Annotated in this window: 13 protein-coding genes; 8 read left to right on the top strand and 5 right to left on the bottom strand. The window is 65.1% G+C overall.

The features are described from left to right. Positions 1-402 precede the first annotated feature (402 nt). Together RM531_RS06655 and RM531_RS06650 are read left to right on the top strand one after the other, a co-directional pair. Complete coding sequence (locus RM531_RS06655) at positions 403-3,660, top strand: PAS domain S-box protein (RefSeq protein ID WP_311658216.1); 3,258 nt, start codon at positions 403-405, stop codon at positions 3,658-3,660. 151 nt (positions 3,661-3,811) lie between these two features. Next, positions 3,812-4,156 (top strand): hypothetical protein, encoded by a 345-nt coding sequence (locus RM531_RS06650; protein WP_311658214.1) that lies wholly within the window; start codon positions 3,812-3,814, stop codon positions 4,154-4,156. A 13-nt stretch (positions 4,157-4,169) separates the two neighbouring features. On the opposite strand, the gene RM531_RS06645 is transcribed toward RM531_RS06650, so the two are convergent. Next, positions 4,170-5,192, bottom strand: coding sequence for a 3-oxoacyl-ACP synthase III family protein (locus tag RM531_RS06645; RefSeq protein WP_311658213.1), 1,023 nt, complete (start codon positions 5,190-5,192; stop codon positions 4,170-4,172). Positions 5,193-5,251: 59 nt separating this feature from the next. Here RM531_RS06645 and RM531_RS06640 point away from each other — a divergent pair, with 59 nt between their 5' ends. The 6 genes from RM531_RS06640 to RM531_RS06615 all read left to right on the top strand — a co-directional run bounded on the left by RM531_RS06640 (position 5,252) and on the right by RM531_RS06615 (position 11,879). Beyond that, positions 5,252-6,475: a M48 family metallopeptidase gene (locus tag RM531_RS06640; protein WP_311658211.1), complete on the top strand. Its 1,224-nt coding sequence runs from the start codon at positions 5,252-5,254 to the stop codon at positions 6,473-6,475. Positions 6,476-6,772: 297 nt separating this feature from the next. Next, the gene (locus RM531_RS06635; RefSeq protein WP_311658209.1) at positions 6,773-8,536 is read left to right on the top strand and encodes a PQQ-dependent methanol/ethanol family dehydrogenase; all 1,764 of its coding nucleotides are present in this window, start codon (positions 6,773-6,775) and stop codon (positions 8,534-8,536) included. Between the two features lie 98 nt (positions 8,537-8,634). Next, positions 8,635-9,093: a cytochrome c-550 PedF gene (pedF, locus tag RM531_RS06630; protein WP_311658207.1), complete on the top strand. Its 459-nt coding sequence runs from the start codon at positions 8,635-8,637 to the stop codon at positions 9,091-9,093. Between the two features lie 60 nt (positions 9,094-9,153). Further along, entirely contained in the window at positions 9,154-10,044 is an 891-nt protein-coding gene (locus RM531_RS06625) for a substrate-binding periplasmic protein (RefSeq protein WP_311658206.1), read from the top strand. A 126-nt stretch (positions 10,045-10,170) separates the two neighbouring features. Then, positions 10,171-10,944 carry a quinoprotein dehydrogenase-associated SoxYZ-like carrier gene (locus tag RM531_RS06620; RefSeq protein ID WP_311658204.1) on the top strand — a complete coding sequence of 258 codons (774 nt, stop codon included), beginning with the start codon at positions 10,171-10,173 and terminating at the stop codon, positions 10,942-10,944. After that, positions 10,941-11,879: a quinoprotein relay system zinc metallohydrolase 1 gene (locus RM531_RS06615; RefSeq protein WP_311658202.1), complete on the top strand. Its 939-nt coding sequence runs from the start codon at positions 10,941-10,943 to the stop codon at positions 11,877-11,879. Before RM531_RS06620 ends, RM531_RS06615 begins: the two co-directional genes overlap by 4 nt. Before the next feature lie 10 nt (positions 11,880-11,889). On the opposite strand, the gene RM531_RS06610 is transcribed toward RM531_RS06615, so the two are convergent. The 4 genes from RM531_RS06610 to RM531_RS06595 all read right to left on the bottom strand — a co-directional run bounded on the left by RM531_RS06610 (position 11,890) and on the right by RM531_RS06595 (position 14,576). Continuing rightward, a complete protein-coding gene (locus RM531_RS06610; RefSeq protein ID WP_311658200.1) occupies positions 11,890-12,606 on the bottom strand; it encodes a hypothetical protein in 717 nt (238 codons plus the stop codon). After that, positions 12,603-13,121, bottom strand: a complete 519-nt coding sequence (locus RM531_RS06605; RefSeq protein ID WP_311658198.1) for a hypothetical protein — start codon at positions 13,119-13,121, stop codon at positions 12,603-12,605. Before RM531_RS06605 ends, RM531_RS06610 begins: the two co-directional genes overlap by 4 nt. Positions 13,122-13,201: 80 nt before the next feature. Then, positions 13,202-13,807: a hypothetical protein gene (locus tag RM531_RS06600; protein ID WP_311658197.1), complete on the bottom strand. Its 606-nt coding sequence runs from the start codon at positions 13,805-13,807 to the stop codon at positions 13,202-13,204. Between the two features lie 22 nt (positions 13,808-13,829). Further along, positions 13,830-14,576: a MotA/TolQ/ExbB proton channel family protein gene (locus tag RM531_RS06595; RefSeq protein ID WP_311658196.1), complete on the bottom strand. Its 747-nt coding sequence runs from the start codon at positions 14,574-14,576 to the stop codon at positions 13,830-13,832. Positions 14,577-14,634 lie beyond the last annotated feature (58 nt).

The following is a 14,634-nucleotide window of genomic DNA, read 5'->3' as shown; positions in this document are numbered from 1 at the left end:
TTTTTTCATTGGCTACGACTCATTCGAACTCCCGACCCAATAAACAATCCGGGAGTTCGATCAATCCGGCCAGGGACGGCCGGATTAACCGCACGCCGATAGGCGTGCGGGCCCGAAGGGCGAGGGGCAGGACGCCCCGAATAATCTTCCCGGGCGCGCCATATTTTGAACGAAGGCTCACCACATGGTGGGCCTTTTTTCGTTGGCGACGACACATTCGAACTCCCGACTCAATAAGCAATCCGGGAGTTCGGTCAATCCGGCAAGGGATGGCCGGATTAACCGCACGCCGGTGGCCCTTTTTCGCGGGAATCGGCGAGGTCTCGTTCCGAACGGCCGCATCCGGTCTACGCCGGCTCCTGCATCGGCCGATACTGATCGGGATACGCCCATGAGGTTGCCGTGCCCCATAACAATGCATTTTCCGTGCTCGAGTCCGCCGCGCGCGTGGGGACCTGGGCACTGGCGTATGAATCGAGGACGCTGACCTGGTCGCCCGGAATCTTCCGAATCATCGGGCTCGATCCGAACAGCCCGGTGCCGGATCTGGATACCGCGATCGGCTTTTTCAGCCCCGATTCCCGGGGATTGCTGCGGCAGGCACTCGCCAAGTGCGAGGCCGATGGCAGTGGCTTCAATCTGGAACTGGAACTCGTGCATCGAGATGGCTCGTTGCGCCATGTCCAGAGTGTTGCCGAGCCGTCCCGCCGCCGGGGCCGAGTTGTCGGGCTGGTCGGCGCATTCATCGATGTCGAGGACCAGTACCAGGCGCGTCGTGAGCAGGCGTTACTGAACCAGGCCATCGTCGACACCGAGGCGCGCTGGCAGTTCGCCATCGACGGCTCGGGGCTCGGCCTCTGGGACTGGGATGCGACCCGGGACCGGGTCTATTTCTCGGATCAGTGGAAGGCAATGCTGGGCTTCGCGCCGGATGAAATCGGCGACAGTCTCGATGAGTGGTCGAGCCGGGTTCATCCCGATGACCTGCCTGCTCGCCTGGCAGACCTGGAAGCGCACTTTGCCGGGCGGTCTCCGACGTACGACAACCAGCATCGTATGCGTTGCAAGGATGGTGGCTACAAGTGGATACACGATCGCGGTCGCGTCGTCGCCTGGCGCGAGCAGGGCAAGCCGGCGCGAGTAATCGGCACCCACGCCGATATCGATGCGCGAATGCAGGCGGAGGCCCGGTTGGCCGAGAGTGAGCACCGCTTCCGCGGCCTGTTCGAGAATCTCTACCAGTTCTTCGGATTGTTGGCACCCGACGGCACGCTCCTGGAGGCCAATACCCGCGCGCTGGATTTTGCCGGGATCGGGCGCGGGGCGGTGATTGGTCAAAAACTCTGGGATTGTCCCTGGTTTGCCCACAGCGACACCGTGCGCCAGGCCATGCAGGACGCCGTGGCACGGGGCGCGCAGGGTGAGTTCGTGCGCTTCAATGTCGAGATCAGTGGTGCTGAAGGACGGACCACCATCGACTTTTCGCTCACGCCCTATCGGAATGCCCGTGGCGAGATCGAGCTCCTGGTACCCGAGGGCCGCGACATAAGCGAGATGCTGACTGCGCAGTCAGCGCTCCAAGAAAGCGAACGGCGTTTTCATCAGTCGTTCGACTATGCGCCGATCGGCAAGGCGCTAGTGTCGCCGGACGGTCGTTTCCTGGCGGTCAATACCAGCATTTGCCGAATGCTCGGGTATCGTCGGGAGGAATTGCTGCGCAGCGACTTCCAGGCGCTGACGCACCCCGATGACCTGGACAAGGATCTGGCGCAGGTCCAGACGCTGCTGGACGGTACCAAGAACGCCTACCGCATTGAAAAGCGATATCGCCACAAGGATGGCCATGTGGTGTATGCGCAACTGGATGTGTCGCTGTTGCGCGATGATCGGGGCGAGCCGATCCATTTCATCTCGCAGATTCAGGACATCACGCAGCGAAAGCATGACGAGGATGCGCTTTTCGAAGCCAACGAACTTGCGGAGGTCACCCTGGCCGCCGTCGGTGAAGGCATGCTCCGCTGTAATGCGGACGCGATGATTACCTTCTGTAATCCGGCTGCCGCCGCGCTCCTGGGGGTTGAACCCAGGGCGGTCGAGGGCAGGTCCTTTGGCGACGTCGTGCAACTGTTTCATCCCAGCGAGGCTCGTCGGGTCGAGGATCCGATGGCCCGGGTGCTTGCCAATGGCCTTCCCATGCGGGTGCCGGTATTCACGCGGCTGCGGCGGTCGGACGGCCGGATGACTCCGGTTGCGGATTCGGTATCGCCCATGCGCGATCGCGCGGGTCGGGTGATCGGGGCTGTTTTCGTGTTCCAGGACATGAGCGAAACCCAGCGGATCACTGCCCAGCTGACGCATCAGGCAGATCACGACGCGTTGACCGGGCTACCCAACCGACGGCGTTTCGGCAGCCTGTTGGGTGATGCCTGGCGACGAGCCCGGCGGGGGCGGTGGTCCGGTTTCGTGATGTATCTGGACCTGGATCACTTCAAGGCAGTCAACGATACCGGCGGCCATGCGATCGGCGACCGTGTCCTGCGCGAAATCGCCGAGGTCATGACCGGTTCGCTGCGCGGCGACGACATACTGGCGCGATTGGGCGGAGACGAGTTCGCGGCCATCGTCGAATCGGCAACGCCGGAAGAAGCCGAGGTGCTTGCGGATCGCATGATCAAGGCAGTCGAGAGTTATGGACTCGTCGCCGACGGCAGGCGGTTTGCCGTCGGCTTGAGCATCGGGCTTGCCTCGATCGATATCACTGTGGGCGATCCTGCCGAAATCCTTGCCCGGGCGGATCAGGCGCTCTATGTGGCCAAGGAAACGGGGCGGCATCGCTGGCACCGCTTTGTGCCCGGTGACGCCGACATCGGGCGCAATACGTCGACGCTGGACATGGCCCAGCGCCTCCGGCGGGCACTGGACAGTGGAAATCTTGCACTGCACTTGCAGGCCATCGTCAATGGTGAAGGCGAGGTTGCCGGGTATGAGGCACTGGTGCGGCTGCGCGATGAACAGGGACGGCTGCATGCACCGGCCACCTTTCTTCCGGCCGCGAAACGACTTGGCCTGCTCGCACGGGTCGATGAATCCGTTGCCGCCAGCGCCGTCAGGCTGATCCGCGAGGGCGTTGAATCCGGCACCTGGATTGCCGGGCGCTATATCTCGGTGAATGTGAGCGCGACAAGCCTTGGCGATCCGGGGTTTGCGAAACGGCTCGGCCGGATGCTGGCCGATGCCCGTCTGCCGATTGGCTCCCTGCGCTTCGAGGTTACCGAGACCGATCGGATCGACGGCGATGCGGCACTTGATCTGATCCGGACGTTGCGTCGCTCCGGGCACGAAGTCTGGCTTGACGATTTCGGCACCGGATACAACTCGTTCGACCTGCTCAAGTCCCTGCGCGTCGACGGGGTCAAGATCGACCGCGATTTCTCCCGTGATATCGACAACGATCCCGTCGGACATAGCCTGATCCGTGCCGTCATGGAGGTCGCCGGGGCAATGAAACTCGGTGTGGTGGCCGAGGGTGTGGAGGACAAAGGCGCCCTGGATCGCCTGCGGGACCTGGGGGTCGAGTATTTCCAGGGCCATCACTTCCAGCAGGCTGGTGATGCATCGACGGTCCTGGCTCGTAGCGCCGACCCTTCCGCCCCGCCCTGAGGACGTCGCAGCCGTGGTGTGACGCGGTTACACCGCTCGACGCGGCGCCGCTCCCGGCTCAGGCTTTCCGGTAGCTCGCTCGCCGCCGGCGTTGCTGGCAAACTGTTTGCTAGGCCAGTCGCCGACGCCCCGAGAACTGCCGGAGCCACCCGTGAAGCATGGCGTGTTCGAATCCTGGTCGCGCAGGATCATCCTGATGTCGTTGTTGCCGGCTGTAGCCGCCGGCACGGCCCTGGCAGCGCCCAAGCCCCCGGTCTCCTGGGAAAAGGGCTGGTGGGGGCGCATTGATCTCGACACGGTCTGCACCAACTACCAGCGCGGCACGGATACTTATCGCGCCTGTCGCGAGCACGCGGTGGAGGTGTTCCGGGATCGCTGCAAGCATTACACCGAGAAGGTGGATACGGGCGCGGTGGGCGGCTCGCAGTACAACGAGAATCGGCGGTCGCTTTACTGCCGCGCGATGCGCGACTACGAGCCATTCCCGGACGAATAGCCGGCCGCTGCGGTCAGGCGTTGTCCGGCCAGCGCACGACGGTTGCCCCCCAGGACAGGCCGACCCCGAAACCCACCAGCAGCAGCCGGGCGCCGGGACGGAGCTTGCTGTCCTCGTGGGCGCGGGCCAGCGCAATCGGGATGCTGCAGGAGACGGTGTTGCCGATCTCCTGCATGTAGACCAGAAAACGGTCCTCGGTCAGCCCGATCTTGCGTCGCAGCCCTTCCAGCACCTTGGCGCTGGCCTGGTGCGGCACCACGGCGTCGAAATCATCCAGTGACAAACCGCTGCGTTCGCAGATGGCGCGCACCGCGCCGGGTACTTCGCGCAGGGTGAAATCCACCACGCCCTTGCCGTTCATGTGGATGTGCTGCGCGCTGCGCACATTGCCGAAGCGGTCGGGCACGTCCGGGGGCGGGGCGCTGCCGAAGCGCTGACGCATGCCGCTCATGGGCACGATCAGGTCTTCCGCCCCGGACCCGTCGGTGCCGTAGACGAAGGGGCCGATCGCCGGGCCGTCGTCGGTGGCGACGACCGAGGTAACCGCCGCGGCGTCGCCGAACAGGGCGCGTACGCTCTTGTCCCGCGGATGCACGAACTTGCTGTAGGTGTCCGCGGTGACCAGCAGCACGCGCCGGGCCTGGCCGGTTTCGATCAGGCCCTTGGCCATGCCCAGTCCGTAGATGTAACCGGAACAGCCCAGATTCATGTCCATGGCGCCCACCGAGGTGGGCATGCCCAGCCGTTCCTGCAGCAGGCAGGCGGTGGTGGGCACCAGGTAGTCGGGCGTCTGGGTGCAGAACAGCACGAAGTCGAAGTCGCCGGGTTCGAAGTTGTGGTCGACGAACAGGCGCCGGGCGGCGTCCACGGCCAGGTCCGAGGCGCATTCGTCGTCGCCGGCCACATGGCGGATGCGTACGCCGGTGCGCTCCACCAGTTTTTCCAGCGGCCAGTCCGGATGGGCGTGGGCGAGCTCCTCGCTGGTCTCGGTGCGGGCGGGAAGAATATAGGCGATGGCTTCTATCGCGGCGTGCATTATCGGTCGCGTTGCTTGCGGTCGGGGTCAACCTGTAAATCTGATACCTTCGACCGGCTATGGCAAGCACGATTTCCCTGTTGGTGATGATCTGGGTGCTGCTTGGCTGGGCGGTGCAGGCCTACCTGGCCCGGCGTCAGGCGCGATTCCTGGCCACGGCCCGGGTGCCGGCGATGTTCGCCGACTCGGTGGCGCCGCACCAGCATGCCCGCGCCTGCGCCTACGGCCGCGCCCGGTTGCTGACGCGTCTGGCGGATTCCGGCTGGACCCTGCTGCTGGCGGTTGTCTGGACGCTGGGCGGCGGGCTGGCCGCGCTGGCTGCCCTGATGCCGGCCGGCTGGGTGGGTCAGGTGCTGCTGCTGGCGGCCTTCGCCGGCATCCATGAATGTCTGCGGGTGCCGCCGCGGCTGATCCAGGTTTTCGTGGTGGACACCCGCTTCGGCTTCAACCGGATGACCCCGCTGCTGTTCGCCCGGGATGCCCTGATCAAGGCGGCGCTGGCGGCCGCGCTGCTCGCTGGGGGCGGCCTGGCGCTGCTGGTGCCGGTGATGCTCATGGGCCCGCCGGGCTGGGGGCTCAGTGCGCTGGCGGCGGTGCTGGCGGGCGGATTCCTGTTATGGGCGCAACCGCGGCTGATTGCGCCGCTGTTCAACCGTTTCGAGGCGCTGGAACAGGGGCCGCTGCGCGAGCGCCTGGAAGCCATGATCGAGCGTTGTGGTGCCCGCGCCGAGAGCATGTTCGTGATGGACGGGTCGCGGCGCTCGGCGCTGGCCAATGCCTATTTCGCCGGCTTTGGCCGGGCCAAGCGGGTGGTGTTGTTCGACACCCTCATCCGCGAACTCGATGATGACGAGATCGAGGCGGTGCTGGCACACGAACTCGGGCACGATCGCGAAGGGCATATCCGTCGTCACTATGCCCGCCTCGGGGGGCTGCTGATGGTCGGGATCGTGGGTCTCGGCGCTGCCGGTGAATGGGGCTGGCTGGGTGAGCTGGGCGTACCGGCAATGGCGGGCGCATGGCTGGCGGCCGGGTATCTGTTGCTGCCGCTGATAGCCTGGCCGCTGCAGCCCTGGCTGGCCGCCTGTCTGCGGCGCTACGAGTTCGAGGCCGATGCCTTCGCCGTGCGTCATGCCGATGCCGGCGCCCTGGTATCGGCGTTGCACAAGCTGCTGACCCGGAACGCGGCCGCCCTGGCCGCCGATCCGCTCTATGCGGCGTTCCATGCGTCGCATCCGCCGCCCGACCAGCGTCTTGCGGCGTTGCAGCAAGGGTCGAGCTAATCCCGGCCCCGTTTGTGCCGTTACAGTCTGTAATGGCTGCGGGACAGTCCGGCCGCCTGTTGTGCACCGTGTCGCCCGGACGGCATCTCATGATCAGTCTCCGCCGTAGTGATAAGCTCCAGTCCCGCTTCCAAGCCGGCGACGATCGGCCCGCAAGCAAGGTGATGGCGCCGTCTGGCGATGCCCTGACAGAAATGGCATCGGACTTGCCTGATGGCACCGGGAGACTGCCGTTGGCACGCGGCAGTGGAGACGCAACACGACAAGTCAAGAGCGACTGACGAGGAGATTGAATCAATGAGTTCTGCAACCAAGAATTGGCTGCGCGGAAGCCTGCTGACGGTGGGGGCCACGGCACTGGCCGTTTCCACCGCAGCATCCGCGGGCGTGAGCTGGGACGAGATCAACAACGACCAGCAGTCCACCGGTGACGTCCTGCACAACGGTATGGGCACTCAGACCCAGCGCTACAGCCCGCTGGACAAGATCAACGCCGACAACGTCGAGCACCTGTATCCGGCGTGGTCGTTTTCCTTCGGCGGCGAAAAGCAGCGCGGCCAGGAATCCCAGCCGCTGGTCAAGGACGGCGTGATGTACGTCACCGGCTCCTATTCGCGGGCCTGGGCGATCGACAGCGAGACGGGTGAGGAGATCTGGCAGTACGAGCATCGTCTGCCGGAAGGCATTCTGCCCTGCTGTGACGTGGTCAACCGTGGCGGCGCGCTGCATGGCGACCTGTTCATCTTCGGCACCCTGGACGCGAAGCTGGTGGCCCTGGACCAGGAATCCGGCGATGTCGTGTGGCAGGAAACCATCGACAACTTCAAGGACGGCTACTCCTACACCGCCGCCCCGCTGGTGGTTGGTGACATGATTCTGACCGGTGTGTCCGGGGGCGAGTTCGGCGTCATCGGTCGGGTGGAAGCCCGCGATGCCCAGTCGGGCAAGATGCAGTGGGTGCGCCCGGTGGTCGAAGGCCACATGGGCAAGATCCGCAAGGGCGACAAGATGGTCGACAACGGCATCACCGGTGAGCGCGGCAAGAGCTGGCCGGGCGACATGTGGAAGCATGGCGGCGCCGCGCCCTGGCTCGGCGGCACCTACGATGACGAGACCGGCCTGGCCTACTTCGGCACCGGTAACCCGGCACCGTGGAACTCGCATCTGCGTCCGGGCGACAACCTGTACTCGACCTCCATCGTCGCGCTCAATCCCAAGACCGGCAAGATCGACTGGGCCTTCCAGAAGACCCCGAACGATGCCTGGGACTACGATGGCGTGAACATGTGCGTGCCGTTCAACATGGACAGCGGCAAGTACTGCGCCTCGGCCGACCGCAACGGCTTCTTCTACGTACTCGATCGCACCAATGGCGAGATGCGCAGCGCCTCGCCGTTCGTGTCCAAGATCACCTGGGCCGAGAAGATCGATGAAAAGACCGGCCGTCCGGTGGAAGCGGGCAACCGCCCGGGCGATCCCTCGAAGACCGAGGGCAAGAAGGGTGAGTCGGTATTCGTGTCCCCGTCCTTCCTGGGCGGCAAGAACTGGATGCCGATGTCCTACAACCCCAAGACCGGCCTATTCTACGTGCCGGCCAACGAATGGGGCATGGACATCTGGAACGAGCCCATCACCTACAAGGCCGGTGCGGCGTTCCTCGGTGCGGGCTTCAACATCCAGCCGCTGTACGAGGATTACATCGGCGCCGTGCGCGCGGTGGATCCCAAGACCGGCGAGATCAAGTGGGAAGTCAAGAACAACGCACCGCTGTGGAGCGGCACGATGACCACCGCGGGCAACCTCGTGTTCTTCGGTACGCCGGAAGGCTATCTGAAGGCGGTTGACGCCCGTAACGGCAAGGAGCTGTGGAAGTTCCAGACCGGTTCCGGCGTGGTCGGCCAGCCCATTACCTGGGAGCAGAACGGTGATCAGTTCGTTGCCGTGACCTCGGGTTGGGGCGGCGCGGTCCCGCTGTGGGGCGGCGAAGTCGCCAAGCGGGTCAAGTTCCTGAACCAGGGCGGCAGTGTCTGGGTGTTCAAGATCCCGGACGAACTGCAGTAAACCAGGTCCCGTGCGAACAGGGGGCTGTGCGGCCATGTGCCGCCAGCCCCCGCCTTGCGGGGCGAATGACGAACATTTCTCGAGAACGGAAAGCGCAGATGATCAACAGCAAGATTCGATTCGTTACCGCACTGGCACTGGCGGCATCGGCGACGGCGGTGTACAGCCACGGCGACGTGGCGCCGCAGGAAGTCGATACCGAAGGCCTCAAGGAATTGCCGAAAGATGAGTGGCTGTCGGAAAACCCGTACCGCGGAAACAAGGAGGCGATCGAGATCGGTGCCTCGGCCTACAACCAGAACTGCGCCCGCTGCCACGGACTGGAAGCCATGTCGGGTGGTATCGCGCCGGATCTGCGTGAACTGACCAAGTTCGACGACGAGTACTTCGTGAACAAGGTCCGTAATGGCGTGCAGCGCAACGGCATGACCTACATGCCCGGCTTCGAGGACGTGATGGGACAGGAAGCCATCTGGGCCATCCGCTCCTACATCGACAAGCGGCATTACGAATACAAGGACAAGGATCTCGCCGAACTTTACGAACAGGCGGAATAGAACCGCCTGCCGACGCCGGTGTCAGACCGGCGTCCTTCATTCAACAAGTTGAGGCATGTCATGGCTGTGAAAACAGCATTGCTGGCGCTGGCCCTGGCTGTCGTTACCGGCAGCGCGAGCGCACAGGACGATCGGGCCGACAAGCTCGACGAAATCAAAGAGCGTGGCCGCGTCGAGATCGCGGTCTACGACAGTTTCCCGCCCTGGTCCTACAAGGCCGAAAGCGGCGGTTACACCGGTATCGACGTGGATATCGCGAAGGCGCTGGGTGACAAGCTCGGCGTGTCCACCACCATCAATGCGTTCCCCGCGGACGAGTCCATGGGCGACGACATTCGCAACATGGTCTGGAAGGGGCACTACATCGGGCGCAAGCCGGCCGATGCCATGCTGCATGTGGGCATGGCCCCGTCATTCCAGGCGGAAAACGATCAGGCCACCTTCCTCGGTGCCTACTACAACGAGACCATGGGTTTCGTGTATGACGCCGAGCGTTTCGGGGCCGACGTGGACAGTCCGCTGGCGCTGGCCGGCAACAAGATCGGTGTGCAACTGGACACGCTCGGCGACTTCTACCTGACCTCGGCCTTTCAGGGCCAGCTTCGGGATGACGTCGAGCACTTCAAGAGCGTTCCCGAGGCCATGCGCGCGTTCAACAAGGGCGAACTCGCCGGGGTGATGGCGCCCCTGGGTGAACTGCGTGGCGCCGTGAACATGCTCGAGAACGAGAATATCGATATCCGTCAGGTACAGCTCACCGGGCTGTACCAGAACGACTGGGATGTGGGCCTGGCGATCAAGGCCGGCAATCCGGAACTGGCCCAAGCGCTGGGCGAGGCGATGACCGAGCTGCGGGATTCCGGACGTCTGGAGGAAATCTTCAACGACTACGGCGTGCCGTACCGGTCGCCCACCGGCCCGGAGTCGGCTCAGAGCACGGCCGGCCGTTGATGCAGCGCGCAGGCGTCGGCGGGCTGCCGGTCGCCGCACGCCACCGGCAGCCGCACTCGACGTCGGCCCGACGTTAGCGATAACCGCTTTGCATACTGGATGCCAGGCGGCCGCAGGAGACTGAGCATGCGATACCTCACCCGGATGACGGCGGCGAGCCTGTGGCTGGTATGCACCGTGGCCGTGGCAACGGTTCCCGACGATCCGCTGGACTCCCCGCAGTGGGACAGTATGGTGACCAAGCACCTGGGCGAGGATGCCGAGATCGTGTTCGACGACCGGGTGCGGGTGCTGGCGGCCGGCTATGCCGAGGACGCGATGGAAACCCCGGTGATGGTCGAGGCCCCGGATCTGCCGGATGTGGAGTCGGTGGTGGTGTTCGCCGACCTCAACCCGATCACCAAGATTCTGGAGTACTACCCCGAGCGGGCGTCCCCGACCCTGGCCTTTCGTTTCAAGATTCAGCAGGCCACGCCGGTACGCGCGGCCATGCGCACGGCCGATGGCGTCTGGCACGTGGGCGGCATGTGGATCGAGGCGGCCGGCGGCGGCTGCACGGCCCCCAGCGTGGCGGCCGGTTCGCCGATCTGGGAATCGCGACTGGGCGAGATTTCCGGCAACGCCTGGGCGCGAGGCCCCGAGCGCGAGCGGCTGCGGTTCCGGGTGGTGCATCCCATGGATACCGGCCTGGCGGCCGGAATTCCGGTGTTCCACATCACCGACGTCACGCTGGCCACGCCGGACGGCGAGACGCTGGCGCGGCTCAAGCCGTTCGAGCCGGTGTCCGAGAACCCGGTGATCAGCGTCGATCTGCGTTACCGCGGACCGGTCGCATTGTCCGGCCGTGACAACAACGGCAACCGTTTCGCGGCGACCCTGCCGGCGCCGGACTCGCCATGACGCGCTGGTTTCTGCTGCTGGCGGCGCTGGTGTGGCCGCTGACGGCTGCTGCGGATAATCCCTATGAGCTGACACCGAAGCAGGTGGCTGACAACACCTACGTGTTCGTCGGGGCGCTCGAGCATTTCAGTTACGACAACCTCGGCAACATCGTCAACACGGGATTCATCGTCACCGACGATGGCGTGGTGGTGATCGACACCGGCCCCTCTCGGCTCTACGGCGAAGCCATGCGCGAGGCCATCGCCGGGGTCACCGATAAGCCCGTGGTGCAGGTCTACATCACCCACCATCACCCCGACCACTACCTGGGCAATCAGGCATTCGCCGATGTCGATATCGGCGCGCTGTCCGGCACCATCGAGCAGATTCGCGCCATCGGGGCGGACCTGACCACCAACATGTACAACCTGGTGGGCGGTGCCATGCGCGGCACCGAGTCCCTGCCGCCCACGCAGGAGGTCACGGCCGGCAGTCGGGTCACTGTCGGCGGCCACGAGCTGGAACTGATCGGCATGCAGGGGCATACCGGGGCCGACCTGGCGATTCTGGACCACACCACCGGAGTCCTTTTTGCCGGTGACCTGGCCTTTCTGAACCGCACACCGACCACCCCGAACGCCGATATGACCACCTGGGTCGAGACGCTTCACACGCTGAGCCAGCGCGAGTTCACCACCCTGGTGCCGGGCCACGGGCCGGTGCGTGACGACGCCGAGGCCATCGCCCAGACGCAGGCCTATCTGAGCTGGCTGTGGCGCAATCTCAACGCCGCCGCCGGCCACGGTCTGGACATGCCGGAAGTCATGATGCAGGCGCTGCCCTACCGGTGGCGCGGTCTGGCCGTGATCGTGCCGGAGTTCCGCCGCTCGGTGTCCCACCTGTATCCGGACATCGAGGCCGATGTCCTGGAACCGGTGGCCGGTCAGAAATAACCCGCGGCGCTCAGTCGTCGAACCGGGTCAACTCCATGTGCAGGTCGCCGCCGATAATGGCGGCCTGGTCGGAATCGAGTTCCTCGCGGCGTGTGAGCTTGACCAGTCCGGTGTCCGGGCAGTACCACTCGCTCTGGGTGATCGGTACCGGCGCGGGGCCGTAGCGGGGATCCGACGACACCTGGATTTCGGCCTCGGCATCCACTCGCAGGCAATTCTCGAAGCGACCGGCCGGCACGCTCACCGATACGCCGGTCGCCGCCAGCCGGAATTCCAGCTTGATCGAGGCGCGGTGGCGGTAGTGCCGCTCGAACGGAAAGATGCGTTTGAGCAGATAGGTCACGGTGGGGGCGCGCCACTCGGCAATCCCGTCCGGCGGCTCCGGCAGGATCAGCCGTGGCGGACGGTCCATCTGCGGATGGAAATCGCCGATGTTCTGTGACGCCAGCCGGTAGAGGCCGTCCTCGCGCGCCTCGATGAAGTAGTGCGTGCCGTGGCTGTTGCGGCGTTCGAACACTGCGGTGCCCTGCAGGGTGGTGGAGCCGAGGTTGGTCTGCGAAAAGGATTCCACCTCGCGTTGACCCCGGGCGTCGGTGCGGGTGACGCGATATTCCCAGTGCAGCCCGTCGGCCAGCGGGAACCAGGTGTGTTCGATGTCCTGCCCGCAGCCGGTCAGCAAGGCAAGGGGCGCCAGGCACAGCGCGAGACAAAGCTTGCGGCGGCTCACTTCTCGGGCAGCGCGGGGTCGGGCATCTTCTCGAAGCTGACGTCCTGTTCGCGACGGGAGAAGCGGGTGGTGTCGGTGGCGTCTTCCTGCTCGCCGGTGCTGGGTTCGGCCTTGCCGATCTGCATCACGCCGTTGCGCATCTCCTTCTTGGCCTCCTCGAGGCGGGAGTGCAGCGTGTCGTCGTAGGGCAGCTCGAAGGCGCGGGGCTGATCCATGGGCCGGTCGTCGGCCCCTACCGGCGTCACCCACAGATGCACCCGGCCGGGCTCTCCGGTGGACTTGTTGGGTTCATGGATCGAGGTCGACAGCAGGATGAAGCGGTCGGGCAGGTCCACCCGGGCCGGCCAGCCCAGCACCCCCTGCAGCGACTGCCAGGTGACGAAGTAGAAGCCGGTTACCACGGCAATGCTGCCCAGCTTTACCCACAGCGGCCAGCGGCTGTAGACGTTCAGGCCCAGAACCACCACGCCAAGGGCCGCATAGCCCAGCGCCAGGTAAAGTACCGCTTCGGTCATCCGTTATCCTCCTGTCGGCCGGTCGCGTCGGCGCCGGGGCCGTTTGTCGTTTTGCGGGCTGCGCCGGCCCGGCTGGTCGGTCAGCGGTCCACGCTGACCAGCGATGCGGGCAGGGTGTTCACGTCGGTGACGCGACCGTCCCGTGCCACGGTAAAGCGGGCGGCAGTCTTCTCCTGGCCCAGGCGTTCCAGCCGCACCGTCCCGTGGAACACCACCTCCAGCCGCGGGTTGACCTTGACGATTTCCACCTCGGCGTCCAGAGGGCGCTTGGTCTGGGTATTGTAGTAGTGCAGGTTGACGATGTACTCACCCGGGGCCTGCCCGCGGATGGTGACCACTTCCTGATTCAGCGGGTTTCTCACCTCTTTGCCGTCGACCACCAGCTGATCGTTCACCGTGCCCCGGTCGTCGCGATCCAGGTGCATCAGGTCGGCTTCCTGATTGCGGAACCACACCACCTCGTTGCCGGGGCCCTGAACCCATAGGTCCAGATCATCCGGGCGGCCTTCCTCCCAGGTGGCGGTGATGATGTATTCCGCCTTGGGATCGACGATGCCGGTCTTGGTTGGCGGGTTCAGGAACATGATCGCCACCAGGAACATGAAGGTGAAACCCAGCAGCGCGTTGAACAGCAGGTCGGTGAACGGGTCCTGGTCGAAGTCCCGGTGCTTGCGTCGGAACGCCATGATGCGTCGCGTGCCGGGCCGGTCAGACCGCCAGCCGGCGTTCGGCGAAATGCACCACGCGCGCCAGCAGGCTGTCGGCAGCGCGATCGAGCATCAGGTACTGGAAACCCAGCACCATGCTGGCGCTCAGGCCGGTCAGGGTGGTGTAGAGGGCCACGCTCATGCCCTCGCTCATGCTGCCCAGGAGCTGCTGCACCGCCGCGACGTCGAAGGAACCGGCGCTGTCCACCGCCCCCAGCATGATGATGAAGCCGATCACCGTGCCCAGCAGCCCGAGCTTGATCAGCATGCCGGTGACGAACCAGCCGAATTCATGCGAGCCGCGGATGCGTTCGTTGAGGACGTCGGTGAGCTGGCTGTACTCGGGCGACGACAGGCCGTCGCGCTGCCGGCGTGCCAGCAGACCGGCAAGGTAGTCGGCGCACAGCGAATCCGGCAGCCGCCGGTCGCCGCTGGCGAGTTCGCCGTCGTCGTCGAGGCGCAGGCCGGCATGCTCGGAATGCGCGGCTTCGATCTCGTCGAAACGCCGGATCTCGCGCGAAAGTCGCAGGCTGCGGGCACCGCAGTGCAGGCTGGCCCCGATGAACGCCAGCATGATCAGCAAGCAAAGCCGGGTCGCGTCCTGGCTGAGCAGCTCGCCGATGATGCCGAACTCCCGGCCGAGATAGGCGGCAAAGCCAACTGCGCCCATCACGATCAGCCAGGCCTGCAGCAGGCCGTAGGCGGGTGGCAGGGCGAAGGCGCGATTGATGGCTGGCGTGGTGGTCATGATCGTTCGCAACATTTTCGCAACATTACAGCAATGTCCGTGCCGCGGTATGAGAGCC

Origin of the sequence: Spectribacter acetivorans (genome assembly GCF_031846305.1) — a bacterium.
Taxonomy (GTDB): domain Bacteria; phylum Pseudomonadota; class Gammaproteobacteria; order Nevskiales; family Salinisphaeraceae; genus Spectribacter; species Spectribacter acetivorans.
This window is presented reverse-complemented; position numbering and strand designations above follow the sequence as displayed.